This is a genomic window from Prochlorococcus sp. MIT 1327, from assembly GCF_047304785.1.
Classification (GTDB): domain Bacteria; phylum Cyanobacteriota; class Cyanobacteriia; order PCC-6307; family Cyanobiaceae; genus Prochlorococcus; species Prochlorococcus marinus_D.
In genome coordinates, this window is sequence record NZ_CP138972.1 from 1,700,857 (window position 1) to 1,724,893 (window position 24,037).

Below are 24,037 nucleotides of genomic sequence, written 5' to 3' on the forward strand. Positions count from 1 at the left end.
TCGCAGTTGACCGCAGTTGCTCACAATACAGTGCAGTCTACAACTTGCTTTATGACTACGATCTTTAGTGTCCAACACAAATAGAGAGGTGCTTTGGGAGCACTAGGTCGCAGGTTCGAATCCTGTCGCCCCGACTTGAATCTCAGCGAATCGAATATCCAGCTGTGTGCTGAGGGTGTGCTGAGCAGCGAACCTGCTGGCCGTTCAGCACACAACTTTCCGAGCGCGTTCTAATTCACCTGATCGCGTCGTTAAGGTGGTTTTGAATCAGTTGCGCTTCTCAGAGACCCTGACCCGCGGTTCCGTCGAACACTCCATCAATACAGAACAAGAGTTGTCTGTTGAATTGCTGAGACAACCAGCGACTGCAAAGGAAGGCTCTTTGGAGACTTACCTGAGCAAGCAAATTGCATCTCGCAAGGGAATTCGACCTTTTCGATTGCCAAATGCCGCTAATGCAGCAGGAAACTCGAGATGCCTTCGCAGCATCCACACCAGCACAAGAAGACTCACCAGAAATCCGCGCCTACCTCGAACGGATCTTCGGACCACTTGAGTTAGTCGCACTCGATGCAAGGTGTTCTGCCTCCGCTTTCACCTCTTTAGCAGAATTCCTTGTCCGGTCGGAAGTTCTAGGATGCTTAGATTGTGCTGATCTGCAATGGGATCTAAAATTTTCTTTTGACGTGAATAACCCCACCAACCATAATCATCAAAAATGATGATTCCGCCGGGGCTGAGTAAAGGCAGGACCTTGGCAAGAGCACCCGCTTCTGGCTCTGGGGCATTCATGTCGATATGGGCGAAAGCAATGCAATCTGGAAAACCTTGGTCGAAAGAGTCGGGTACTGAGCCCTTGATTACGTTCACCCAGGGTTGATCTGCGAAGCGATTTAGCACGTTTAAATGCATGTTTGGGTCGTCATGTTCTGGCAAGTAGGTGTGTGCATTTCCTTGCTTCCACTCGAATAAGTCGAAGAGCCAGTAACGCTTGCCCAATTTTTGGAAGTCCACTCGTTCAGTAAGGCGTTTAGCTGTAGAGCCCTTGTTGCAGCCAAGCTCGACAAAATCCCCTGGGAGGTCTTGGCAAGACTCGGCGAAGTAGATCAGAACATAAAGTCGCCAGATTGTGGATTGTTCTATGAAATCAGAGTCGTGGCCACTAAGGATTTGGACGAAGAATTCGTCGTGCATGAAGGAGAGATTCTTATTCCAAGTGATGACATTGTCTGCAGCGAACATTGGCAGATCGCCAGTACTTTCACGCAGTAGCTGAATAGCTTGTTCAAACTTGTGCTGATCAACAATATTGAAGTTCGCCCCAAATAGGCTGCGAGGTTCTAGTAGTCCGCGCTCTTTTCCGTATTGATCCCATGATTGATTGGTCATGGTCTGCTCGCTATGCATTGATATAATTCCATTCTACTTCAGATAGTTTCCTTGCTGAGGCGATTGAGTAGGCTAAATACCTGTGTCTGGCTGAAGTCTTTTGGTGAACGTTGCGGGAATTTAGTTCAAAAGCTTCCTGCAAAAGAGTAAGAGGTCTTGTAATGAAGAAGCTTGGGTGGGAGATGAGAGCTTTGCCGAGAATAACTATTTTTATCCACAAACAATCCTGGTTTCAAAGTATCTAATGCAACAAAAGTTAGTGATACCGAAAAGAGTGATGGTGGTGCTGATTGCAGTGTGGTTTGTCATTGGCGCATAGCGGTTGATGAGAGATCTTCAGAGCCTGATGCTCGCTTGATCCAATTGTTCAAACTTGTTCTTGCCAAGAAGCCGCCCTCTGGGATTGCCTTGCACCAGTCAGGTACCGGCAGTGTCCGCTCACTGTGCTCACTCTTTGGCCGCCAGGTAGGCGTTGAACAAATGATTAGCTCCCCACCAACTAAATGTTCAGGGCCACGGCTAGTGATCTCCCCGATCCGTAGACCTAAACCGTCAAAAGCCATGTGAGCACAATCATCAGCAAGCTCGGTGTGCGTGATCGAACTCAAGCAGCTGTCTTTGCGATCAGACATTGCATCGTGGGGTAAGTAGGTCTGAAAGACTTTTCCCCCAGGTCAGTTTCATCAGCTTTCTGAGACGATGTCTAGATAAGCGTGGGCAAGACGTACTTTCTCCTGCTCAGATAACAGCTCCGTTGTGGTGTCGCAATTTAGTTTTTCTAAAATCTCATCTTTAAATTTCTCGAAGGAGCTGAGTAGTTGTTGTTTCTCATCCATCGTTCAGCTGAAACTAAGTGTTCAAGCGCAGCTTCCCGTGGAGAGTCATTTTTAACATCCCCCACATGGGGGAATAAGCCCAGAACGATTTCCCCCGTTTAGGTGATGTAGTTCCTGACTGATTCAGAGATGGTGAAGAGGTCCAGGAGGGATGACCTCCACACCTCACTTCAAACCAATGATTCAAAAGATTTTTCTTACTGGTCTCTCTGCTCTTGCGTTATCGCTGCCAGCTGCTGTGGAGGCTGTAAGCATGTATTCAAATCCCTCTTACAACTCGATCAACATGAGAATGCGTAGCCAACAGATGCAGCAGCAACAGCGCAATCAAGCCCAGCGTCTAATGGATCAGAACCGCAACTTCCAGATGCAGAACAGGTCAAGGTACTGATTTTCCTGACTGCCTGAGCAGTAAAGGCTGTGATGCTCGGTTTAACCAGAGCCTCAACCAGCCCACCGTTAGGCGTGTTTGCTGAACATCAGTCGGGGTGCCTGAAGCTACAGCTGAAAGCTATACAAAACCCTAGATGGGAAAAGCAGGGCGCGAAGTGTTGTGCGCGATCAATCCCCCGACAAAACCATCAACTCCCCGCCAAGTGCGGTTTTTTTTTATTGGCTTGCTCCACTGAACAGTTCCCCGCATCCATGGATCTTCTTCAGAAGAAGACCAAGCCCTTATGCCAGGCGCCAAGGTCAGCATCAACGTTGCAGCTGCGATCAGTAGGAAGCGCATGTCAGATCCTGGCCGGGACACCGACGCTACGACGCTTCTCAATGGGGATGTAGATGGAGTCGTGCGTGGCGAGGTCCTTTCTTATGGAAAAAAGGCTCAGGAACACCCTGACAATTGTCAGGCTACCTATGGCCCGTTCCTCGAGCGACCAGGGCTCTCAGTATGGCGTCGCATTTGCTACGCGATACCAGGCTTCTCAGTCCAAAAGACCCCCCTGCGGTAAGGCACAGGAGGGTCGGGTTTCGCCTTGCAGACCGGATGGCCTACCAAAAAAACATCCCAGCATTCTCAGTCAGCAAGAGACGCTAAGTAAGGAAGATGATTTACCACAATGAATATCTGTTCAAGCTTTCTTCGTATGGCTTGACGACGTCATGAGCGGCTTTCTAAAAGGCAGCTACATCTCAATCCCAAGCCAATCGTTGTTGGCTGGAAAAAGCATTCGTTTGTTGTTTCACTGGCACCAATGCTCATGGCTGCTTTAAGCGATTACACCGTTAGTAATTGATCCTGAGGGGCTTCTCCTCCTTCTGGAACATCGCTGTTAATAGTGTTGCCATTCATGCCAATCACACCAACCGCGGTTGATGATTCGAGTGATTCAACAAAATCATTGCCGGCTTCTAGGGCGTTTTGATCTTTAAACGCTTGGTTATCCCAGGTTGCATCGCCTGTTGTTCCTTGATTATCGAGTTGATCCCAGGAGATTTGATCAGAACCGGTAAAGCTTGATTGTGTTCCATTGGCGCCATTGATTGGTTGTTGATGCAGGCTTTGGCCCCAATCGGCATCCAAAACAGCTAAATCAGCCATCGAGATCTGGCCATCAAAGTTGGCATCCACTCCTCGCGCCACACTGGCATCAACAACACCATCGCTATTGGCATCCACTGCATCGGGATGCTCACTGGCTTGTTGTTGCCTTGCAGCACCAGCATTGAGATAGGCCAAATCTTTCATCGAGACCCGCCCGTCGTAGTTCAAATCGCCTTGGAAGGTAATTAGGTTTTTGGAGCCCTTTTGGTTGCTGAAGAGATCTGATCCATCAGCTTGCAAGCTGGCAATGCCTAAACCGAGATCCACCACATTGCCTGCAGCACCAGTGATCTTGATGGCTGCATGCAACTGGCCAGATTCTTGAGCGGTGGAGTCAAATTCTCCTGTGTCTGGACTAAAGCTGCCGCTGTTGAGGCTGTTACGCGTGACCTCAATATCGTTCGCGTCGATGCCTTTGTATTCAAAATAACTTTGATTTTCTAGAAGCTCTGCATTGGCATTATCAACTCCAGCAACTTGAATGTTGAGCGCTTCTATATTGCCAACGTTCGTCCAGGTGCTTGTTGTTGAGATGGTGTCACCTGAACGAAGCAAATTTGTTTGTTTTGAGTTAAAGATCCAATATCTAGTTCACTACTTAATATCAAACCATCGCCTTGTTCTTCTAGATTGATTGTTGCCTCATACAGGGTGACTTTGGTTCCATCAACAGCTAAATCACCACCAAGATCGCGCAAGCTCTTAATATCGCGATTCACAAAACCAGTCTCATCATCTAAAGCTTTAGAGAAGACTGTTTCATCTTGATTGGCACTCAAGCCAAAGAACAGTGGTGTGCTGAGATCGTCAATGCTGCCATCTGAATTTTGGTTGAGTTCGGCAAGATTAAGTTCATTGAAATCAAGATCGATCGATGCCAAAACAGCACCATCGGTGCCGATGTTCTCTCCAGCACCAGAGGGATCAACTCCATAGAGTTGTCCTGGCTCTCGAAGATCTCCAAGACTTGCAGCAGCAATACGGATGGTCCCTACATCATTATCGATGCGTACCGCATTAGCAATTGGTAGTTGGCCGCCAATGGTGATATCCGATGCTTTGATCTCATTAAACAGAAAAGGATCAAAGTTAATCGTGATATCTGCTGTTTCTAGCTTGTAATCCTTGGCAAGGTTCTCGGCTGTGATATCCAAACGATAGGAGTCACTCCAATCAACAGAATCACCAAGTACTGCAAGTTGCTTGAGATCAGACATGTCAACTGGACGCAACGCCAGAGATCAATGCTTCGCGAATCGAGACCTACTGCTCTGGCAAGGATTGAGTCAAATCGTTCTTAACCACTTCCGATCTCAAGACTCCATGAGCAACACTTCCCCCTCGAAGGCTTCCCCACTAGCTGAGTGGTTCATAAAGGCATTTACGCCTGGGTGGGGCTATGTGATTGAGGTGAATGGAGTCAAGGCATTTCGTTCAGGTCATCCTTCAGCAAAGCTGCTTTCTCATCACCTGGGATTGTCCAAAGAAGAACCTTCTTACCTTGCAATTCGCCCTTCTAGGACTACCCAATGGATTGCCTTTGACATTGATCAGGCACGTTCTCCATACCACCCTGATCGTGGAGATGACGCAATCAACATCCTGTTTGAGAGATGTGCACTGATGGGCTTGAGAGAGCCCCTTGTAATTCACTCAAGTCACAGTGGAGGCATTCACCTCTGGTATCCATTAGCCAAACCGGTTAAAGCCTTTGATGCAGCACTCACTGTGAAACTATGCCTCGAGGCAGGCGCAATAGATGCAGGCGAACTGGGCGAGAGCATCGACTTCACTACTGAACCACAACTGAAAATATCTTCAGGCCTGTTGGAGGTCTTCCCTAACGTAAAGCAAGTAGATAGTGACTACATCTCAATCCGGTTACCGTTCACAGGTCAAGGTAACGGTCTTTTGCTAGACGGGTTCGGCTTAGTAGAGGAGCCGTCTCTATTGCCTTATAGATGGAACGTCGCAGTGAAAAACAATGTTCTGGTTAAATCGATAAGGCTTAAAAAAAGAGAGTTAGGTTCCGGTCCCTACAACCTTGTTGAAGAAGATAATGAAGTCACCTGTATCAACTGGATCAAACCTAGGAAGCGAGCAGGCGCGAACCATCAACTGGTCTACGCGGATAAAGGTGAGCAGCCCCTTGAGAGCCTTGCTAAGCAAAGTGGAGAGCCAACAAGCTTGAAAGATGCCCATGACCTACTTGCTCGTGGATGGACTGGCAGCAACCAAACACAACACCATTGCCTATCAGCGCTAATGGTTGCGAGTCAACTATCGAACGACTCAGATGAAGTAGCCAATCATGTTAAGGAGCTACTGATCCACGCAAACGGCTTCGCTGATCATTGCGGGCACATCAGGGAAATCGAATCAGGACAGTTGCCTGGTAGATCTGCGTGCCAAAAAGCAGCAAGATTCACTCCAAGCTATGAAGGCAGCTGGAAGGAGGCCGCTAACCAAGCCAAGGCACAAGATGCTACTGAGCGGGCGCTTGGAAGTATCGCAGTAGCCAGCATCGACGAAGTCGTTTTTACGTCAATCAACAAAGCAATCATCTACTTGAGAGAACACTACGGAGCTCCATCAAGAGCTTGGTGGTTTAAAAGCCAGAACAATTTTTCCCTTGAGTCTTTGAGGGGATTTTTAGCTCCATAGTCAAAGTGGTTCTGACGCTCATGCAAGGGGCTCGTTGAACAACCTCAGGGCACTGATCGCGTCGGGGTTCCTGTAAACCGCATCGCTGTCATTCAGGTTGAGCAAGGCCTAGAAAAAGAGCGCAATACTCAGTCGATCCTGAAACGACAGGCCCTTGAAGTTGTTGAAGGTATAGATCCAGCCAAGTAACAAGAGGCCAAGGGGCAGGAAGCTAACTAGATATCAGCTGGCTTTTAGGGATTTTCTATCTAACTGGTACAAGTTCTGGCAGCTGCCAACTACCATCAAAATAAGCTTTTTGAGGTCGATACATTCTCAGTACAAAATTCCAGCCTGGATAAATTCCCAGGTAATTGCTCTGAGAAGGCTCGCCACCAAAGTGGATCACATAAGCCCCATCAGCATTCGCTTTCGCGAAAGCACTGTTGATGTTGTAGGCACTACCTTGAACGAATCCGTCTTTGTCGTAAACGGTGATTGACCAAAAACCATCGACAGGAACATCCTTCAGGGTGAGAACATTGGGTCCTTCAAATGTTGGGATATAGAAGGGGTAAACAGCCTGCTCTTTGGGTAGACCACCCCAGCCAATTGCGACGCCAGCTCGATGCTGATCTGCTGTGAGCTCGCCTTTCTTCCCAAAAATATCTTCTGACTTAAATCCTTCACGATCGAAAACCTCCTGAACTTTCTTACGCATGGCAAGAATCTGATCCATGTCCCAATTATTTGTGGGGGTATACGATCCGTGTTTGGTCTGGTAGACACCCAATTGATCCTGCAGAGCTGAGGCTTTTACCATATCGGCAGGATCGCGCATGTTCACGCCTGTTCTGAAAATCACCAGGGCATATGGCGTACCAACGTTTTCTTTGGTCAGTGTGAATGCTCCTGGCGAGGTGATTGTCATCGGCATGTAGTGCTCTTCAGAGACCACAAGTGCACTTTGGTAACGCCCTTTCGTTCCTGGCATTGAGATTGTGGCTGGTCTTGAGAGGTCGAGAACCAATGCGGAGTAGAGCGTGTCAAAGTTCGGGCGAAGGATCGTTCGGTCGTTGGGATCCATGGCTCCCTTCATGTGCCAGAACACACCGACTCCATCAGAGCAAGTATTCTTGGCAATCTTTTTCACGTAGTCAGCAAAGATGACCTGAGTTTCTGCAAGCGCATAATTGTTTTCATTCACCCGGGTTACGGCTTTGGTAGGCCAGTGAATGGCAGCAGGCAGTGACTGAGCACATTGCGTTTCTTCGGCCTTTAGCGCTGTGCTGTCTATGGACATGCCAAAAAGCAGGCTTGATGCGAAGAAACCGCCAAAGAGAGCCGGGTGAAATTTGAACACAGACAAAAGAATCTTTCAATTACCCTAGAGCTGAGTTCAAACAAAATGCCCTTCACGGTTCAGCCTCTGTGCATGGTGGTGAGGGATCAGATGGCCTGTCTTCAAGGGATACAGCGGGCCTGGGAAACCCACTTACAAACGAAACGCCTACCTGCCCCCCCCATACAAGCAACAGATGTTTTGCCGGCTAAGGCTTCGCGGACTTCCTGCGCGCAGTCTTTAAAGCCTCTGAGTGGTGGTCGAACTCCATAGACCAAACGCTACAGGGCTAGAGACATAACCCCATTGAATGCATTGTCAAAACACCCGTCAGTTGCTAACAGAAGTTGGTACTGAATGTTGGGGCTCGAGAAATGGATGCATGGGAGATATCAATATTGCTTGCAGGCGGTGCTTTTGCTGGTGCACTCAACACACTTGCAAGTAGCGGATCAGCAATAACACTTCCTCTTCTGATTTTCCTAGGAGTACCGCCAGGGGTTGCTAATGGGACAAATCGACTAGGAGTCTTGCTCGGATCTTTGTCAGCGGTAATCAGCTTTCAAAAATCAGGGTCTATCCCCTGGAGGAAAACTTTCACGCTATCTGCGCCGCTTGCCGTAGGCGCAATTATAGGGGCAAGAGCTGCAACCTATCTGAACGATGAGAGAATACAGCTAACAATTAATATGGCGATAATTGCTGCGTTGGCAGTACTTGTTATTGGGTCAAAGAGGTTTCTTTTTTTAAGGGAATCTCGTCAAAATAAAGAGAGTATTTTTATGCTCCCCTGCATTTTTTTGGTGGGCTTATGGACTGGATTTATAGTTTTAGACTCTGCCACGTATATGATTCTTGCATTAGTAATGCTTGGCTCGATGGATGTCACCGAAGCGAATCCGATAAAAGCCGTCTTTCTACTCTTTGCGTCAATACTCTCTATTCCTATCTTCTTTTTAGAAGGTCAAATTGCCTTGGTTCCTGGCATTGCATTAGCACTGGGAGGCGCTGTAGGATCTTGGTGTGCAGCTAAAGTTGCCATAAAACCTTGGATTAAAAGTTGGATTTATTTTCTTTTGATTACAGTAGTCAGTATTGAGCTTGTCGGTATGATAATCAAGAATTAAAAGTAGCACTAACGAAAGATCAGAAGAAGACTCTCAAATTCCTCAGTGTTAAGACCCCTTCTATCGGTATCCCCAGGAATGGCCCACAGAAGGGTGATCATGTGCTGCCCTTGTTGGCTAGTGAAGACCAGCCCTAGAGCGGGGCTTTTCTTATTTACTTTTTTTTCTCTGAGGCGGTAATTATTTTTTGTTTTCATTCTTCACCGCTAGCCATAAGTTGTCTCAACCTTTTTAAGAAAGCAGTGTCCTGTCTCAATGCCATCGATGAGTTCGAACACAGACAGATCAAAGACATGCATAGCTTTTGATAAGCAGAGAAACCACTGGCATGAAGAAGGGCACCCGCGTTGGATGCCCTCAAGTCCAGGACAGATTTTCAGGGTGTCTACGTCCTTGGACTCCTGATCTAGGTCTAAGCATGCAGAAATAAGGCGTCAGTAGGCAGAATTGCTCCTTTTGATCAATCGTCTCTAAGTGCCCCCGCAATACCCTTTCGCACCACTCAGGGGCTGGATCGCACAAGCATTTTTTGCTGCTAAGGACACAAAAAAGAGCCCCCGAATCGGGATGGGGGGGCAAGTAGACGTTTCGTTTTTAAGCGGTTCTCCCAGGCATGCCGTATCCCTCGCAATCACGCCAGTTGGGTCCCAATCCACCTAGCGATAGCCATTATTGATCAGCAGTCACAACAACTGCAGCGACAACTACAAGCACAGGTTACAGAGGCTAAAAGTAAGCGGCAACGAAATAGAAAGATGAAAAGCAAGGCTATTGATAGGATTAGTCACAAGACTGATCTAGAATAATCAGATTCACCATCCAAATCACTTCTAATCAATCGGTGTGCACAAATAAAGGTGTGACCTACGTCACGATTGAATGAGAGCAAGTTCGCGGCTCAAAAAGTTCTGGATCACATCTAAAGTCATGACATTGAGCGAAATTGATTGAGTCATTCAAAAGGCATAGCCTTTTCTCTAGTCATGAAACGGCTCTTCAGAAGTATCCGCTCAAATAACAAGCAATCAGAGCGCAGAGACTTCATCAGTGAATCACTAAATTTAGCAAAGCCAATAGACAGTCAGAACACTCATCTTGGCGCGGGGCATTCAAGCCATTATTACTCCAATAGTGGCGAGATGACTGAACAAGAGCAGCCCTTTGACCTCGAAGCTAAGGGCGCCTCAAATGCAAACAACACAACCAAAGATTATCCTCGCGATAGCAGACTATCTTTTGAGAGGCAAGAAACATTCAATGTTCATTATTCCACAAGTCTGGAAGATCCGATTACAGGCAATCAACATGGTCCAAATACAGTTGGCCGACACCTAAGACAGCCATTTGCTTCATTCAAGCATAAAGGTTTCTCTTCCAGTGCAAATCAGCAAGATCGCGATGAATCACCTGATGAATTCAATCATCAAGGCCAATTTGAAAGAAAATCAAATAGGTTTTCCTTCGGAAGGCTAAACTGGATAGCAAGAAAAGGCCAACAGGATTTACCAGAAGATCGTACAAATGGTGAACATGAAGCTGGCGAGGAAGGTGGTTCACACAACCCATTTAGCCAAGGCTTTCACCGGCAAGCTTTCAACAAACTCCCACTAGCGCGCGATGTTGATCTAAGCATCAGCATCAAGCCATGGGACTTTAGTGTAGAGGGTCTATTTGATTATGGTTATACCCGTATTTATGATGCATCACACGACGGCACGAAAAAAGAAGTCTTTGAAGATGGTGCTATCAGAATCAATTATGATGGTGATTTCTTAAATGATAATAGGTTGGATTTCTCAGATATTTTTGGCTGGAGTTGGGGCCCATTCTCAACAATGAAACTTGGTAATGTTGAAGCTCAAGTCAATGCAACCCATACCACGACAGGAGAAAGTGTTGACCTTGGAACATACACACTAGATCTCTCAGAAGATCGATTCCTTGTCGATCTTAACGACAAGATCGATGCTGCGGAAAGCTTCTTTGATAGACGCAGTAACTGGGACTTTGATGTAGATATTGATGCTGTCTTCGGAGGTATAAGGGAAAATATAGAAGACTTTGATGAAAGATTAACGATGATTGATGCTCTTGACTGGAGTACATTTGATGGTGATATTGAAGCCAACACTTTTACTTATAATGATCTGGATGCATATTCATGGGTAGGTTCACAATATGATTCTGGTAGAATTTACAAAGCTCGTGGTGGAACCGACGAACTAATACTTAATGGTCTTGATAGTGCAGACATCAAGAGCTTCAATGGCGAATCCTTCAGCGGTCTGACTGATTACACGACGATCGGCGAACAGGCCATTTATCAAGGCACAGCTTTCGATATCTTGAGCCTCAAAAATGGAGATGAGATTTATCTACAAGGCTTTGAAAAGATTACCACTGAAGATAATAGCTACCGCATTAGAGAAGGAATGAGCGACAGTACAAAAGAACAATGGAATCTAAATGCTATGGATGCTGCAAGTGCATGGCGTTTTAACAAAGGTTCTGAAGATGTTGTTCTCGTGTCTCTTGATAGCGGCTTAAAAGACAGTGGAGATGGTAGTGCGGCTGTGCACGATGAAATCGGCCATATCAGCTATGAGACAGGAATCAATACTTACAACTCTGATCATGGCCATCAAGCCATGAGTGTGATGGCTGCGAAACACGATAGTCAAAACTTGGCAGGTATTGCACCAGGAAGTCAACTATGGGGTTACAACGTCAAAACATCCAGCCAAGGAGGTATTGGCCTCTATGACGCTTTGGTTAGTGTTGACAGCAAACGTTCCTGCAATGAGCGCATTGTCTTTCAAGGTGGAATTCAGGGAGATTGGCCCTGGACAGCAAATGACTCAAGCAAGGAAGATGTTGAAACTGAACTTGGTAAGAGCAGTGAATGGGGTTTCTTCGCCATCGCAGCCGGTAACGGTGGCCCAGGTGGCAACCTCGATGACGACGACTATCTAACTAGTGTTTCAGGTGTTGCTGCCGCATCTACAGACTTTGACCACATCGCAAGTGTCGGTGCTCTGCAGTTCACAGGCACAGAAGAAATCGATGCAATTACTGGGGGTTCACTTACTAATGTGACAGGCACTCAACTTGCTGGTTATTCCAATAGAGGCGATAACCTTACATTAGTAGCACCAACTAATAGCAAAGCAATTAATGCTAATGGCACAGTTAGTACCTTCGGCGGAACCTCGTGTGCAAACCCCAATGTCGCTGGAGCTGCAGCTATTGTTTGGAGCGAAAATTTATCTCTAACTGGCGGAGAGATTAGAGAGATCCTAACAACTAGTGCCATGGATCTAGGTGATCCTGGGCGTGACAACACCTACGGTGCAGGCACAGTCAATATTGACTCAGCGGTTCGTCGTTCTCACGCCCTTTCAGTCGATAATGAGTTGGCCAGTCTCTATAGCAATACGGAATTTCTAGCTTGATTAATAACATGATCTAAGCGCTTCTCCTTTCATCGCCCTGGGCATATGTCCAGGGCTTTTTTAGGTATTAATGAGCCTCAACGCACTTCCACTCGATCAACAACAACAGGAATACCGCTTCCTAGCACCATTCAGCTCATCAGCCAACCACTCAAACTTCAGAACGGCACCTCGCTTCCCTTGCAAGTTGGGTCTCACTTACTGCAAATATCAAACGACTCAGTGGGAACTATTAACAACTACTGCTGGGACAGCTCCAGAGCAAAACCGATTCACTCAGGCAATTGTGAACTAAATAAAAGACTATCAATATTAACTGCAACAACAGCAGGGCAACAATAAGCACAGCTACTGCAATGGCAACAGTGCTTGGTGTTCTCAAGGTTATTCATTGCACGGTTCAAACAAATCCTCCTGCCTCCGCAAATACAACCGAACCAAAAAGGTAGTGAGAACAAAGGCCGGTCGGTGATCGACATCCCGTCTTAAACGTCACAGGTACAGTTTTCGCGGCCGCGATTTCCTCAATTGAATAAAGGTGGCTATGGAGCAGTCGACAGGTCTAAGGATTTTTAGATTCCTTCAGCCAGCGTTTGCGTCGTAAGCCAAGGAAAGACTCGCACTTACAGATTAAATCCCGGGAATAGGCTCCCCTGCGAATCCAATCTTCCCTCCCCCACTTTGAATGGAGCGTGAGAGGCATGCTTTGAGCAAGTTGCTCGTCGGTTGGCTGTAGTTCTTCCATGCTGTCTTGTCCTCAACCTTCCTTCCACCAACCCTTTGGGGACTTTCTTATTGGATATATATTCTCTGCTTACTAAGGAACCATGATTTTGAGGGCTTCTGGACTTGCAGCCGCATCTTTGTTGATTTTTTCAGGTGCTGCCCTTGCATCACCTCAGCCAATCACTGAGGAGCTTTTCAGGGCGAATCGGACCCTTGGAGGGAGAGTTGTTGCGTATCCAGAAGGGACACCTGAGATGAGGGTCTATCGGATCACTCTTCCTGTTGGCGCCAAGATTCCTTTGCACATCCATCCTTCGCCAGTGATGGTGGTGGTGGAACAGGGAAGACTGAGCAATGTACGCATCGTCGACGGTGCTGAGGTGACCGACATTGTTGAAGCAGGGGATGGCTTTCTGGAGGGCAACCCAGAAGAACCTCACTATGTAGTCAACAAAGGGTCTGAACCGGCGGTGAGTCTGGTCACCTTTGCCAGCGTGGAGGGAATGCCAAACATGGTTCGGGTTGAGTGACGGCTAGCGGGGAACCACCTCATACAGCGTTTCAACTCAGGAAAAAGAGAACAATTCCCCCCTGACCGGTCCATTCCATAACTGAAAGCACTGCCTGGAGGACTTCGTTCGCAGCTCGTTTGGTAACGGCCTTTCCTCTTGCTCTGTGTAAGTGCAGCTCAACTGATTCCGGTGATTTGAGGAGCAATGCTTGCTCGCGGATTTTGCGCGGTGTGTCTGTGCAATCGATGGTCAGTTGAGCCAAGCCGTTCGTGAGTGGATCCGCCGCCTTCCTGGTCAGCATTAAGCATTCACCTGCGCATAAAGATCTGCCGTTGCATCTGGTTTAAACCTGGCGTAACTAGCGAGATGCACTTCAATCGTGTGCCCCATGGCTTCAGCGATATTGGCGACAGGCAGATTCGCTGCATGTGATGCCTTGGCGTAGCGATGGCAAACTAAAGATTCATTTGATGACTACGATTATGAAATGGTTTCCCGCAAAGAAGATGCTGGAATGAGTCCTACTCGCTCAGAAAGAACAGACTCGATAATGAAATGCATGTAGAAAGCCTTCCTGAGACTGACTAAAGAGTTCTGATCGGAGATAGGAGTACGTTCAATTGCAGTATTAACTGCACACATTGCCTTGAGGTTAGTGGTTCGGTCCATCGTGAAAGCTCCGTATCGATGTCTATAGCCTCACCGCAAGAAGTCCTCAAAGCCCTGAGTTAGATCATCTCGCGCTGTGAGATTGGTCACTGCACTAGTGGCGCGCTAGCAATGACTTTGTAGATGGAGTAATAGGACTGTCTGGTTATCACCAATGACGCCCCAAGCATTCAGATCTAGACCTAAAGAAAGCCACTACAACCCCCTTGGGCTCGAGGGGACCTGGGCGAGATTCCCGGATGAGGTGGCTTAGGGGCCCTACGTTCTCGGGCCCCGCAAACGATTGAGAATCAATCAAGCGCTAGCCCACCTCTTGGCGGTGTTGGTTGAGCCGTTGCCTAATGATCGATCCATTGAGTAATTGCTGTTTCGTCATAGATATGACCACTTGATTCAATCATTAATTTTGCCTCAGGGTCATTCCACATGCCCATCGCAACTCCCTCCTCTGCTTGGAATATCACAATCGCTCTTGATGAATCTTCTTTGTGTAAGCCTCTGTACAGAGATGTTATTCCGCCTGCTTTCAACATTGCTTTGTTGTCTTCACTGTCGTAAATAGCTCTCCACTCGTCAAAGGTTTTACTGATTTTGAAGTCAAACACGGTGGTTTCGATTGCCATTCCTAAGGAATAATTTCGACCAATTAGACCATGCTTGCCCACCACCTAGCTGTACGCGCTGAACATTGATAGCGCTCTGCGATTTGTTGCTAGCTGTCGTCCATGCATCTATAGCACTCAAGCAACGTTTGATGAGGGTTGATAAAGCATCCCCGAAATGGTGGAATCCAATTTCAGTTCACTTGTGCAGTGCCCGCATTCACTTGCGCATAGAGGTCTGCCGTCGCATCTGGCTTGAACCTGGCGTAACTACCGAGATGAACTTCAATCGTCTGCCCCATGGCTTCAGCAATATTGGCGACAGGCAGATTCGCTGCATGTGACGCCTTGGCGTAGCGATGCCTAAAGGAATACGTCGTGAGCTGTTCACCTGACTTCAACGCCTCAGCTTTCAAGCTCCTCCAGACCTCACGCCGACGCAGATAATTATTCAACGCCTGTGCTCCATCGCCATCGCTCTGCAGTGGGGGTAACTCTTCGCTAATTTCAAGCCGGGCTTGCAACTTCCAATCAATGGAAGAGCCATCGAGATCACGCACGAGTAGCGGTAGCAAGCGACGCGGTTCTGTCTTATCTCCTTTCCTGCCGCCCATCGATTTTTGATAGATGGTCCAGAGTTCGGAACCCTTTGCCCCTTTTTTGATCCGTAGCCATCGCAGTTCTTCTGGTCGCAGTCCGTATACGGCACACAGTTGAATGGCGAACTGCCAGCGTGGATCAGGCATCCCTTCCAGTAATCGGAGGATCTCTGCATCTGAAATGGCGTAACCAACGCGCTTACTCTTGAGTACCTCAGGAAGCTTTGCAGGAGGTGAGTAGATCGGTTTTAGGTGACCTCGTTGCACCGCCCAAGTCAGAAAGCCATAGAGTTTTTGACGGCAGATCTGACGGGACCTGGAGCCTTGCTCCCATTGTTCAAGGCATGCCATGCAAAGCGCTTCCCCATCACGTGGTGGGGTCCCTTTAAACTTGTCTCGGCATTTGAGCAGTACAGGCAGATACATCTTTTTCCAGGTTTTATCGCCAGCGTTGGGGACGAACTTCCTGTAGCTCTCGATCAACTTGCTGAAATTTAGTTGCTGTTTTGAGCTGCTTGTATCAGCACTTTGCGCTGCCTCTGCCAGGGTGAGACGGCCACCATTCCAGCGTTTAAAGATCTGCTGAATGCGGGGCAAGGCATCTGCGGAGCCTTGATTGCTCCAGTCGTCGCGATGACTACTGGAGGATTCTTTGTTTGAGGCTTAGCCGGGGAGCCTGAAGCTTCGGCTGAAAGCTATACAACACCCTCGATGGGGAAAGCAGATCGCGAAGTGTTGTGCGCGATCAATCCCCCGACAAAACCATCAACGCCCCGCCTCGTGTTGGTTTTTTTTATTGGCCTGCTCCAGGCAACAGTTCCCTGCATCCAGGGATCTTCTTCTGAAGAAGACCAAGCCCTGATACCAGGACCCACCGTCAAGATCAACGTTGCAGCTGCGATCAGTAGGAAGCGCATGTCATGTCTTGGCCTATCGGGCGACGCTAAGTCTGTCACCGTTTTTGCAGTGGGTTCAATAGGGGATCGATTCCCGCTGGGGTGGGGGCTATATGAACGGGATTACTTTGGAGACGGTGAGGTGTCCTCGGGCATAGACGAAGAATCCTTGGAAGTAATCACGGACGGTGAGGGCGACGTCTGTTTTGACGGTTGGTAAAAGGACCGCCAGGTCGAGGCTGCCGAGCAGCGAGTTGGGGGCTTGAGCCAAGCGCTTCTGGACATCGTTTCCGTGGCGACTTCTGCAACCATCGAGGACTTTCCCGTTTTTTGTTGTCAATCCCGGACACTTTCTTTGTCTTATTGAGTCAGCACCTCGACGTGCCTTGGATCTGTCACCGATTTTGCAGTTGATTCTTTAGGAACCCCATAAAAAAGGCCCTGGCGTGGGGCCTGCAGATCTTCGCTTTTTTAAAACTAGTCAAACCACAAATCGGAGCCGCTTGTCGTCATCAATCTCGCCAGCCATAACCTTGAAGGCGTTTTCACCGTGAACAAAATCAAAGGCTGACTTTTAGACATGACCCTTAGGACCATCACCGCAATGGTGAGGCTGATGGATGGCTTGGGTTCTGGTTAATTTCTCGTCCTGAGCAAAGGCTAAGGACTGATCCTGAAGTTCCTGGAGTGTCATGGGAGGGTCGCGATCTGCCCTCTTGTGCGAAGCCAGACACCAAAGGGTGAGCGGTTTCAGCCATTGCGGGTCGAGGTGTCACACCTTGCCCCTTGTGTTCAGAGCTACATTTGATACATCAAGGGATGACGCAGTGTTGAGGAATTGGGTGGGGCTTGAGAAGGCCTCACACGGCACGATCGAGAGCGCACGCTCTCAGGTCGATTCACTAGATGACATTGAGGAGATGCGAGTTCTACTCAAGAATGTCATTTCAGCTCACGACACGCTCAAGCAAAGGCTGGAAGACAAGCTCACCAACATGACCAACTACATGGCCCTTTCCAAAAAAGGCCAATAAAAAGCCCCCCGGAGGAGGCCCTGTCCTTTCGACCCACGCTCTAGCAACATCCATCACTGTTAAGGGATGAGTGCTTGTACCTGTTCTGCTTCTAAGGAAATTTTTTTGGAGAAGTAGAACAGAGCTACGACACTCCTCACACAGCATGGATGGGCGGTACTTGCTGGGGCCGTCCTTTTCTTGCGTGCTTGTGATCCGCTATGGGCCTTCAAGGCAGCCCATCAAAATCAGCCGGTCTGGTTTTTATGACATATCGGGATGTGATCAAAGCTGTCCTTAGACGTGTCAACATCAGGGAGTTGCTGGATCAAGGCCCTGAGGGTGGGGCCTTTTTGCATGCCAGGAAGTCTTCTCGTAGTCGCTAAGCCTTGGTGTATTTCTGCCTGCTCAGCATGATGATGTGTGCTAATCGAGAGCTGGAATTGACAGAACCAGACCCGGCAGTTTTAGACGCTCTTGTCACTAAGGCTTTAGAGCTTTCGGCAAGTGCAGGCGGGGAGTTGGAGCGCAGCTGCTGGATGGTGGTTCATGAGCATGCTCACGGAGTAAAGCCAACGGAGTACGACATCCGAGAAATTGACGAGCAGCTTTATCTGAAGGTTCTGGAGACCAGTCGATCCAGATCAGTTTGCTGAGATAGAGAGGCCGAATAACCTGCCGTAGCTTCTTAGACATCAGACGAGGAGCTAAGTATTGCCGCAACTCGCCGCTTATCGAAGGGAACTCCACACCAGGAGTCGCCCTCCCTTCTGCTAGCACTCCGCAGCAGTTACAGCTGAACGCATTGCAGGTGAACTTGGCGTTCCCAATTCGGCTTTGGCTCATCTGTTAAGAGTTGGCCATGCGCACCCCTCACCATCAGGAGCCTTTCGTTAGTGCCTATCCCCTATTAAGCCCCATTGCCAAGGGGTGACCCTCTTCAACGCCCCTGACGTTTCTCAACAAAGGAGTTAGGACAAGGCAATCCGCCTAAAAACCTTTGCCACCAGAACTATTGAGGCTCTATCTATTTGAGATTGGGATTGTTGTTATTGGTGCTGCTGCCTTCTTTGCCTGGCGTTTTGCAGGGAACGGTGAGGACGGCTGATTGACGGCCCAACCTCATAGTATTCAGCTCAAAAGACTTGCTCGGCCTCATGGGTTTGATGTAACTGGGTAAGTGTTCCAAGTGCTTCCCCGCCCCTAAAAGAGCTAGGACAACAGGAGACACCTCGAAAACTATGGAAGACACCGCTGTTCAAGCAGGCGACAATTTGCGCTATCTGCTGGTTGCACTCGGTGTTATTGGTGGTGGTGGTCTAGCTGTCTGGCTTCAAAGGGACAAGAAAGCCGACAAGAAACCGAAGCAAAAACAATTTGTTCCCAAGAACACGAAAGGGTTTCAGTGATTGACTGCCCAAAACAAGTGATGAGATCACACCAAGTGCCCGGGGTTTTCATTTGGACGTTCAATCAGCCCAAGTGGCCGTGCAGCGATAGCGCGTGCTCATGGCAACAGCAATTGTTATGCACGACATATCAGTGACAGCTTTACCTTGAGGGACTTTTCGCTGCGCCTGCGCCTGTGCCATCTGCTCCGATTCACCATCAGCCGTCGCCTCTCCTGCCCGAACGGAACCAGGCCAGGAGGCCAGCAGCACCAATAGCAACGATCCCACCGAATAGATAAAGCAATTCTTTCTGAACAAGGTTGTCCTCCATAGGTTCTGACCAGTCTCTTCTTGTCTTAGCTCCTTTGTTGAGAAACGTCAGGGCCGTAGAAGCGCAGAGCATCTTTAGCGCTGGGTTTCAGTAGTGCATAAGTATTGAAACGTAGGTCTCGACGCTGAGGGCGGTCAGGAATGGCAAGACGCACTGTTGATCTGACCCAAAGGGGTATTGGTATCTGCGTTTTAAAGATGTTCTCGGCTGTAGCTCTTTAGATCTCCAGAGTGAAGTAATCAAAGGCCGGCCGATGAAAGGCGTGCCGGCCCTCCTAAAAACCAAGAGGATCTACCTTCAAGTGGATGAGGTCAGGGAGCCATCGAAAAAGACAGCAGGAAGAGGGCTGGATGGCCACGGCATCCCACTATTAGGAAGGGTCGTGTCACCCTCCTGGTAATGGCCTCCAATCATCTGAGACCTGTGAAGGGCTATGCGCGAAGGTCTTCTCCAGATCCCTTTTGAATGAATCATCCCGACTGATTGGGCTGTGATCGCGTCCTGATTCAGTGTCTAGGCTGATTTCCTGTGAAAGTCTGATCTCCTTTGTTGCTCTGAACCACCCCAGTTCTTTGGCGATCCCAAAAAACGGCCAGATAGCGAAATAGAGGCAAATGATCGCAAGGCCTACATATCCACCGTTCAATTCCATACCGGAGAGCTGACAAACGTTTGCTGTATTCAGCATGGCCACAACAGGCACGAACAGGAAGCGAACAGCACAAAGAGCAAAGAAACGGCTCGAAGCTCCTCTTGCTGAGGAGGAGAACAACAGCGAGTCGAAGAGTCAAGCGTTGAATCTTGGTTAAGCGAAGACGCTGTGGTTAGCGCTTGAGGAGACGATCGATTTTTAGTCGCGAAAACCGTACCAGAGACGTTCACGACAGGATGTCTATCGCCGACCGGCCCTGGTTCTCACGACCTTTTTGGTTCGGTTGAACATTCTGGTGGAGCCAAACTGTAGGGGTCTTGAAGAGAACAATCATGTATTCACTATTCGATTCCGTCTTTGACGTTCCATTCGGCTACAGCATTCCTCGTGATCGCGTTGTTGTGATTCCTGATTCGCAGTACAACAAGCTGCGTGCGCAAGAAAACGAGCGCCAAGTTGCCAAACTTGAAGCTCGCAAAGAGCATCACTCTCAGGTAATTGAGCGCCTTAACGAGCAGATCGGAGAACTGCAAGCTGCACTACCAGCAGCTGAGCCAGACAAAGAGATAGCGGCCACAAAAGAGTGACCGCTAACGGCAGCTGGAGTGGGACCCATCTGCCGATATTTGCTGGGATACAACGGTACGTTCTACGGGGCCTGCGGGCCCCTTTCTCTTGTCTGAGTTGGCCAGTTGCTGACAAGTGACCGCAAGGGTTTCAACGGACAGAACCGGCTATTTAGATCGTCGTTAATAAGACAAGGCCTACCTGAATCCCCATCCAGATTCGGGCCGTTCTTTTTTGTGCTCTTAGAAGCAAAAAATGCTTGTGCGATCCAGCCCCTGAGTGGTGCGAAAGGGTATTGCGGGGGCATTTAGAGACGATTGATCAAAAGGAGCAATTCTTCCTACTGACGCCTTGTTGTTGCCTGCTTAGACCTAGATCAGGAGTCCGAGGACGTAGAAACCCTGAAAACCTGTCCTGGACTTGAGGGCATCCAACGCGGGTGCCCTTCTTCATGTCAGTTATTTGTGCTAATTGTAGAGAAAATGGATATGTTCTTGATGTTTGTGCTCAAGCTCACTGTTGGCATTGAGCCAGGTCACTGCATTTTCAAAGAGGTTGAGTGAATCTATTGATAGCGGTGAAGGATGAAAACAAAAAATCATCACCGCCCCAGGGGGGAGAAATCAAATAAACAAAGGCCTCGCATCATGGCGGGGCTTTTTGTTGATTCACTGCTATGATAAGTTCTTAGATCAACAATCGATCTGAGAAGAGCAACTCAAGGTATTCATCGCCAAAGTTCAAGCAGATAGCTCACTACAGGGACAACTTAAAGCAGAAGGTGCTGATGTTGTTGCTATTGCTAAGACTGCTGGGTTCTCGATTACAACAGAAGACTTAAATGCGCATCGGCAAGCTCTGTCTGGTAGTGAGCTGAGTCTTAATATCCTAACGGACTGTAAAAACATCTTTTTGCTCATGTAGAAAGTAAAGTCCTTTGACTCACAGACAATGCAGCTCTTTCTATGTGATGCCCAGTTCGAAGATATTGAGCTTCAGAAAGCCGCCTATGCCCAGTTTATTGAACTATGGGAAAGTGGTGCCATGGCAAAGGAAGATAAATTTGAAGGTTTTGAACTCCTTTTCCGTGTTCATGCGCCAGGCGAAGGGCGTGTCGTGATCCTGTGCAGGGCAGAGAGCGACAAACAGCTTTTCACACATTTCGCTCCCTGGCGCGCTCAATTCGGAATTGTGATCGAATTTACCCCTGTTATGAGCTGTCAAGATGTAGTTGATGCGCACAAAGATCTGTTTACCAAGCTTCCACCCCGCAGTGCTGTTTAGTAGCATCAAACAATCAAGTCATGATCCCGCGAAGGGCATTGTCTTGTGAGGGAGTTTATATGTAAGTGGTTGAACTCCGTGAGCCGGGTGCGCGAACACGCCGGCTCAACCAATTTTCATTGGAAGCTTTTGCGGAGAGTTGAAAGTTCTGCATTAAGAGCTTTCTTTGATTCGTTTAAGTCCGCGACCGTTTGGGATATGTACTCCCGATTACAGACCCTTTCGGTTTTGCCTTTGGCTAGGTATTGAATGAGATGGTGGTGTTCATCAGCGCCAGATGTGGCGCAAGACCAGCAGCCAAGCCAAGGACTCCGATAGTTAAAAGTTTGATTACTGGTTTGATGTAAGTGTGTGGTTTATGAGGCCAGTTAGCGATCCTGACGTGCGTCCTCTGCACCGACGAACAGATCAAAAGTGCTTAGTCAAAGCGGCGTTACCTTGGGTGGCCCGTGGTGTTTAATACTCCGTTGCACGGGGCATTGTTTGGTCGTAAGTATTTAACCCACTATGGGCCAGCAACGCCAGAATCTACAGGGACTAACGCTATCCAAAGCAAGACACCTACGAGAATTAGACCACTACTAAAAGAGCTGAATCAAACACTTTCCCATGGGCCTTTGGTTAATTTAGCGCCATCTGAACCAGGCCATGGAGGCATTGTCACTACATGCGCCACAGCTTCCGTCTGTCCATTATTACGAAATTGCATCGCTCCACCGCAAGGTGCATGTAACGCGGTGCCAGCATTAAAAGGCACATGCCTTTCAATGCCTTCATGCTTTATCCAAAACACCCCTTCCCCTTGAATAAAATACCATATTTCTTCTGTACATAATTGAATGGCAGCATGTGAAATAAAGCCAGGGGGGAAACGGCACAAGTAGGTATTACCATGCTCAGTTTGAAGCATGAACTCCATTACACTGCCATCATCAGCCCTGCCTAACACTCGCTCCTCAGGCTGGCATACTTGCTTTAGAGTTTCTGACGACGGCATTTTTGTTTTATCTGCGTGATCAGAATGTTTCTCATTCATTAGTTGTTCATCCTTTAATCTCCTGAACTAATTGTAGCGTATATATTGAAAATATAATTACAAACACATAAAGTAAGAGCAAGGTGGACTTCCTCCGATGGAAACAGCAACCAAGAAAGGAAAAGACTCTTGATCTCGTTAGTTCTTGAGCCAATACCGGCTTCGAAGGCTGCTTTTAGTGCTGGGAATTCCCCGACAATCGTTGGCTAATTAAGCCCAGGCTTATCTGCTTAGCGTAGCAATTGTGACGCCAAGCCAGGGACTTCAGTCAAAGAAAGGGTGACGTTTGGCAAAGACTTTTTCTTGCCCCGCGGCTGTTGACTCAGTAAGAGACGGTAACTGAGGAGGAGGATTTGCCACCATGAATAAAGGTGATGGATTTGTATTGGATGCCGCTTTGGGAAAAGTAAGTCGTCCAGGTGCCGTTAGGGAAAGGCATGAACTAGTTGGTCGTAAGACCAGGTTAAGTTCCAGGAACAGTCTTGGTAGCCGTATGGGCTCTATTGCCGTGTTACGAGAAGAGATGCTGGTAATGGAGAAGTATTGGGAGCGAGGGATCGAGTTCAGGGGTGAGTGTGTATTGGATGAGGAAGAGTTTGGAGAGTGGGGAGCTGCATGTATGAGTGCGATGGTGATGATGGGACTTGATGGGATGCAGTTTGTGATCAAGTCGAGATTGGAGGCGTTAGCTACCCCCCATTGAGAAGTCGAGTCAGGTAGCGGGCCACTTCCTCTCTGTATTGGCTGAGCAGTGATAGCGATCAGCGATCTGTTGTCAGGAGTAGCCCATATGTCGATAGCGCTGGATTCTGGTGTGACGTGATTCTTTAGCCCAGAGAAGGATGAGGAGAGGGAGCAAGACGAGAACTGCTGCCTATGCCAAAAGACAAGTGAAAGTTATTGGTTTTAAAAGCTTGTGGGTGTTTGTAGGAGGTGGCTCAAAGCAATCGCTGCCGACAGCCCTTCGCTACAGGAAATCCACGTAGACGTGATTGGTGCGCTTGCTTATGATTTGAGGGGAGTGCTCCACACTGGTCGTCCATTGAGAGAGCCATCTCTCTTCATCGAGCTTCGTTATAGGCCATAGCCATTGTCTTCAGGAGGTATTTCAGGAGGAGCTGTGCCTGTGCCTTCTAACGCTTCCCCGATCAGAGCCATCTCTTGAGGAGTACTCGGAAGGTGGTAAACATCAGAAAGCAGCTGACGGGCATGACCCCGCAAGCTGTCGTCACTTGTCTCTTGGGTAAATCGAACAGTATCTTTGATCAGTTGGAGCGTTTCAGCATCAACCTCATCGGCTGCCTGCCAACGTTCGAACAGCTCGTCGAAGTAGGTCTGATTCATCGTCATCACCCTCAAGAATTTCAAAAGGGGATCCCTGGTGATGCGTCACCTTAAGGTGCCGAATCAATCTGTTACAC

31 protein-coding genes and 2 pseudogenes are annotated in these 24,037 nt (G+C 48.2%); 17 read left to right on the top strand and 16 right to left on the bottom strand.

Going from position 1 to position 24,037, the window contains the following annotated elements; all coding sequences use genetic code 11:
• The first annotated feature begins 256 nt into the window (after positions 1–256).
• Positions 257–556 carry a hypothetical protein gene (locus SIB80_RS08290; RefSeq protein WP_063420316.1) on the top strand — a complete coding sequence of 100 codons (300 nt, stop codon included), beginning with the start codon at positions 257–259 and terminating at the stop codon, positions 554–556.
• 38 nt (positions 557–594) lie between these two features.
• Here the strand turns inward: SIB80_RS08290 and SIB80_RS08295 are convergent, their stop codons facing one another.
• Positions 595–1,407: a class I SAM-dependent methyltransferase gene (locus SIB80_RS08295; RefSeq protein ID WP_413681478.1), complete on the bottom strand. Its 813-nt coding sequence runs from the start codon at positions 1,405–1,407 to the stop codon at positions 595–597.
• 539 nt (positions 1,408–1,946) lie between these two features.
• Here SIB80_RS08295 and SIB80_RS08300 point away from each other — a divergent pair.
• Positions 1,947–2,036: pseudogene (locus tag SIB80_RS08300) on the top strand (DNA-binding response regulator); the annotation flags it as partial.
• A 36-nt stretch (positions 2,037–2,072) separates the two neighbouring features.
• On the opposite strand, the gene SIB80_RS08305 reads toward SIB80_RS08300, so the two are convergent.
• Positions 2,073–2,225 (bottom strand): hypothetical protein, encoded by a 153-nt coding sequence (locus tag SIB80_RS08305; protein WP_169189812.1) that lies wholly within the window; start codon positions 2,223–2,225, stop codon positions 2,073–2,075.
• 151 nt (positions 2,226–2,376) lie between these two features.
• Here SIB80_RS08305 and SIB80_RS08310 point away from each other — a divergent pair, with 151 nt between their 5' ends.
• The gene (locus SIB80_RS08310; RefSeq protein WP_063420318.1) at positions 2,377–2,616 is read left to right on the top strand and encodes a hypothetical protein; all 240 of its coding nucleotides are present in this window, start codon (positions 2,377–2,379) and stop codon (positions 2,614–2,616) included.
• 132 nt (positions 2,617–2,748) lie between these two features.
• On the opposite strand, the gene SIB80_RS08315 is transcribed toward SIB80_RS08310, so the two are convergent.
• Entirely contained in the window at positions 2,749–2,958 is a 210-nt protein-coding gene (locus SIB80_RS08315; RefSeq protein WP_236066121.1) for a hypothetical protein, read from the bottom strand.
• On the opposite strand from SIB80_RS08315, the gene SIB80_RS08320 reads away from it, so the two are divergent.
• Positions 2,957–3,181 carry a hypothetical protein gene (locus SIB80_RS08320; RefSeq protein ID WP_169189810.1) on the top strand — a complete coding sequence of 75 codons (225 nt, stop codon included), beginning with the start codon at positions 2,957–2,959 and terminating at the stop codon, positions 3,179–3,181. The genes SIB80_RS08315 and SIB80_RS08320 overlap by 2 nt on opposite strands.
• Positions 3,182–3,447: 266 nt before the next feature.
• Here the strand turns inward: SIB80_RS08320 and SIB80_RS08325 are convergent, their stop codons facing one another.
• Entirely contained in the window at positions 3,448–4,329 is an 882-nt protein-coding gene (locus SIB80_RS08325) for a dockerin type I domain-containing protein (protein ID WP_063420320.1), read from the bottom strand.
• Positions 4,269–4,991, bottom strand: coding sequence for a hypothetical protein (locus SIB80_RS08330; RefSeq protein WP_063420321.1), 723 nt, complete (start codon positions 4,989–4,991; stop codon positions 4,269–4,271). Before SIB80_RS08330 ends, SIB80_RS08325 begins: the two co-directional genes overlap by 61 nt.
• A 106-nt stretch (positions 4,992–5,097) precedes the next feature.
• Here SIB80_RS08330 and SIB80_RS08335 point away from each other — a divergent pair, with 106 nt between their 5' ends.
• On the top strand, positions 5,098–6,438 hold the full coding sequence (locus SIB80_RS08335; protein WP_169189809.1) for a hypothetical protein: 1,341 nt from the start codon (positions 5,098–5,100) through the stop codon (positions 6,436–6,438).
• A 244-nt stretch (positions 6,439–6,682) separates the two neighbouring features.
• Here the strand turns inward: SIB80_RS08335 and SIB80_RS08340 are convergent, their stop codons facing one another.
• Positions 6,683–7,780 (bottom strand): DUF1254 domain-containing protein, encoded by a 1,098-nt coding sequence (locus SIB80_RS08340; protein ID WP_236066132.1) that lies wholly within the window; start codon positions 7,778–7,780, stop codon positions 6,683–6,685.
• A gap of 45 nt (positions 7,781–7,825) precedes the next feature.
• Between SIB80_RS08340 and SIB80_RS08345 the strand changes: the two genes are divergently transcribed.
• From SIB80_RS08345 to SIB80_RS08360, 4 genes are all read left to right on the top strand, one after another.
• Complete coding sequence (locus SIB80_RS08345; protein ID WP_169189808.1) at positions 7,826–8,032, top strand: hypothetical protein; 207 nt, start codon at positions 7,826–7,828, stop codon at positions 8,030–8,032.
• A 101-nt stretch (positions 8,033–8,133) separates the two neighbouring features.
• On the top strand, positions 8,134–8,886 hold the full coding sequence (locus SIB80_RS08350; RefSeq protein WP_063420323.1) for a sulfite exporter TauE/SafE family protein: 753 nt from the start codon (positions 8,134–8,136) through the stop codon (positions 8,884–8,886).
• A 983-nt stretch (positions 8,887–9,869) separates the two neighbouring features.
• A complete protein-coding gene (locus SIB80_RS08355; RefSeq protein WP_413398181.1) occupies positions 9,870–12,338 on the top strand; it encodes a S8 family serine peptidase in 2,469 nt (822 codons plus the stop codon).
• A gap of 827 nt (positions 12,339–13,165) precedes the next feature.
• Complete coding sequence (locus SIB80_RS08360; RefSeq protein ID WP_063418757.1) at positions 13,166–13,594, top strand: cupin domain-containing protein; 429 nt, start codon at positions 13,166–13,168, stop codon at positions 13,592–13,594.
• A gap of 31 nt (positions 13,595–13,625) precedes the next feature.
• On the opposite strand, the gene SIB80_RS08365 is transcribed toward SIB80_RS08360, so the two are convergent.
• The 5 genes from SIB80_RS08365 to SIB80_RS08385 form a co-directional block, all read right to left on the bottom strand.
• The gene (locus SIB80_RS08365; RefSeq protein ID WP_063418756.1) at positions 13,626–13,877 is read right to left on the bottom strand and encodes a hypothetical protein; all 252 of its coding nucleotides are present in this window, start codon (positions 13,875–13,877) and stop codon (positions 13,626–13,628) included.
• Positions 13,878–14,583: 706 nt separating this feature from the next.
• On the bottom strand, positions 14,584–14,868 hold the full coding sequence (locus SIB80_RS08370; RefSeq protein WP_063418755.1) for a DUF3764 family protein: 285 nt from the start codon (positions 14,866–14,868) through the stop codon (positions 14,584–14,586).
• Between the two features lie 173 nt (positions 14,869–15,041).
• Positions 15,042–16,043 carry a site-specific integrase gene (locus tag SIB80_RS08375; RefSeq protein WP_236065915.1) on the bottom strand — a complete coding sequence of 334 codons (1,002 nt, stop codon included), beginning with the start codon at positions 16,041–16,043 and terminating at the stop codon, positions 15,042–15,044.
• Between the two features lie 98 nt (positions 16,044–16,141).
• Entirely contained in the window at positions 16,142–16,402 is a 261-nt protein-coding gene (locus SIB80_RS08380) for a hypothetical protein (protein WP_413681479.1), read from the bottom strand.
• A gap of 49 nt (positions 16,403–16,451) precedes the next feature.
• The gene (locus tag SIB80_RS08385; RefSeq protein WP_413681480.1) at positions 16,452–16,613 is read right to left on the bottom strand and encodes a hypothetical protein; all 162 of its coding nucleotides are present in this window, start codon (positions 16,611–16,613) and stop codon (positions 16,452–16,454) included.
• Positions 16,614–17,130: 517 nt separating this feature from the next.
• Between SIB80_RS08385 and SIB80_RS08390 the strand changes: the two genes are divergently transcribed.
• From SIB80_RS08390 to SIB80_RS08400, 3 genes are all read left to right on the top strand, one after another.
• Positions 17,131–17,376, top strand: a complete 246-nt coding sequence (locus tag SIB80_RS08390) for a hypothetical protein (protein ID WP_346766613.1) — start codon at positions 17,131–17,133, stop codon at positions 17,374–17,376.
• Positions 17,377–17,768: 392 nt separating this feature from the next.
• Positions 17,769–18,011, top strand: a complete 243-nt coding sequence (locus SIB80_RS08395; RefSeq protein ID WP_052646222.1) for a hypothetical protein — start codon at positions 17,769–17,771, stop codon at positions 18,009–18,011.
• Between the two features lie 585 nt (positions 18,012–18,596).
• The gene (locus tag SIB80_RS08400; protein ID WP_155724574.1) at positions 18,597–18,764 is read left to right on the top strand and encodes a hypothetical protein; all 168 of its coding nucleotides are present in this window, start codon (positions 18,597–18,599) and stop codon (positions 18,762–18,764) included.
• A 60-nt stretch (positions 18,765–18,824) separates the two neighbouring features.
• Here SIB80_RS08400 and SIB80_RS08405 read toward each other — a convergent pair whose 3' ends face one another.
• Entirely contained in the window at positions 18,825–19,034 is a 210-nt protein-coding gene (locus SIB80_RS08405; RefSeq protein ID WP_169189931.1) for a hypothetical protein, read from the bottom strand.
• 68 nt (positions 19,035–19,102) lie between these two features.
• Complete coding sequence (locus tag SIB80_RS08410; protein WP_255454326.1) at positions 19,103–19,231, bottom strand: hypothetical protein; 129 nt, start codon at positions 19,229–19,231, stop codon at positions 19,103–19,105.
• A 30-nt stretch (positions 19,232–19,261) separates the two neighbouring features.
• Here SIB80_RS08410 and SIB80_RS08415 point away from each other — a divergent pair, with 30 nt between their 5' ends.
• Positions 19,262–19,477, top strand: coding sequence for a hypothetical protein (locus SIB80_RS08415; protein ID WP_236065919.1), 216 nt, complete (start codon positions 19,262–19,264; stop codon positions 19,475–19,477).
• Here SIB80_RS08415 and SIB80_RS08420 read toward each other — a convergent pair.
• Positions 19,463–19,849 (bottom strand): hypothetical protein, encoded by a 387-nt coding sequence (locus SIB80_RS08420; RefSeq protein WP_063418753.1) that lies wholly within the window; start codon positions 19,847–19,849, stop codon positions 19,463–19,465. The genes SIB80_RS08415 and SIB80_RS08420 overlap by 15 nt on opposite strands.
• Positions 19,850–20,061: 212 nt before the next feature.
• On the opposite strand from SIB80_RS08420, the gene SIB80_RS08425 reads away from it, so the two are divergent.
• The 3 genes and pseudogenes from SIB80_RS08425 to SIB80_RS08435 all read left to right on the top strand — a co-directional run bounded on the left by SIB80_RS08425 (position 20,062) and on the right by SIB80_RS08435 (position 21,580).
• On the top strand, positions 20,062–20,316 hold the full coding sequence (locus tag SIB80_RS08425; protein WP_063418766.1) for a hypothetical protein: 255 nt from the start codon (positions 20,062–20,064) through the stop codon (positions 20,314–20,316).
• Positions 20,317–21,004: 688 nt separating this feature from the next.
• A pseudogene (locus SIB80_RS08430) lies at positions 21,005–21,220 on the top strand (Nif11-like leader peptide family natural product precursor); the annotation flags it as partial.
• 27 nt (positions 21,221–21,247) lie between these two features.
• The gene (locus SIB80_RS08435) at positions 21,248–21,580 is read left to right on the top strand and encodes a DUF3303 domain-containing protein (protein WP_063418746.1); all 333 of its coding nucleotides are present in this window, start codon (positions 21,248–21,250) and stop codon (positions 21,578–21,580) included.
• A gap of 595 nt (positions 21,581–22,175) precedes the next feature.
• Here SIB80_RS08435 and SIB80_RS08440 read toward each other — a convergent pair.
• Positions 22,176–22,616 (bottom strand): cupin domain-containing protein, encoded by a 441-nt coding sequence (locus tag SIB80_RS08440; RefSeq protein WP_063418747.1) that lies wholly within the window; start codon positions 22,614–22,616, stop codon positions 22,176–22,178.
• 361 nt (positions 22,617–22,977) lie between these two features.
• Here SIB80_RS08440 and SIB80_RS08445 point away from each other — a divergent pair, with 361 nt between their 5' ends.
• The gene (locus SIB80_RS08445) at positions 22,978–23,319 is read left to right on the top strand and encodes a hypothetical protein (protein WP_063418748.1); all 342 of its coding nucleotides are present in this window, start codon (positions 22,978–22,980) and stop codon (positions 23,317–23,319) included.
• A gap of 371 nt (positions 23,320–23,690) precedes the next feature.
• On the opposite strand, the gene SIB80_RS08450 is transcribed toward SIB80_RS08445, so the two are convergent.
• Positions 23,691–23,966, bottom strand: coding sequence for a hypothetical protein (locus tag SIB80_RS08450; RefSeq protein ID WP_236065911.1), 276 nt, complete (start codon positions 23,964–23,966; stop codon positions 23,691–23,693).
• Positions 23,967–24,037 lie beyond the last annotated feature (71 nt).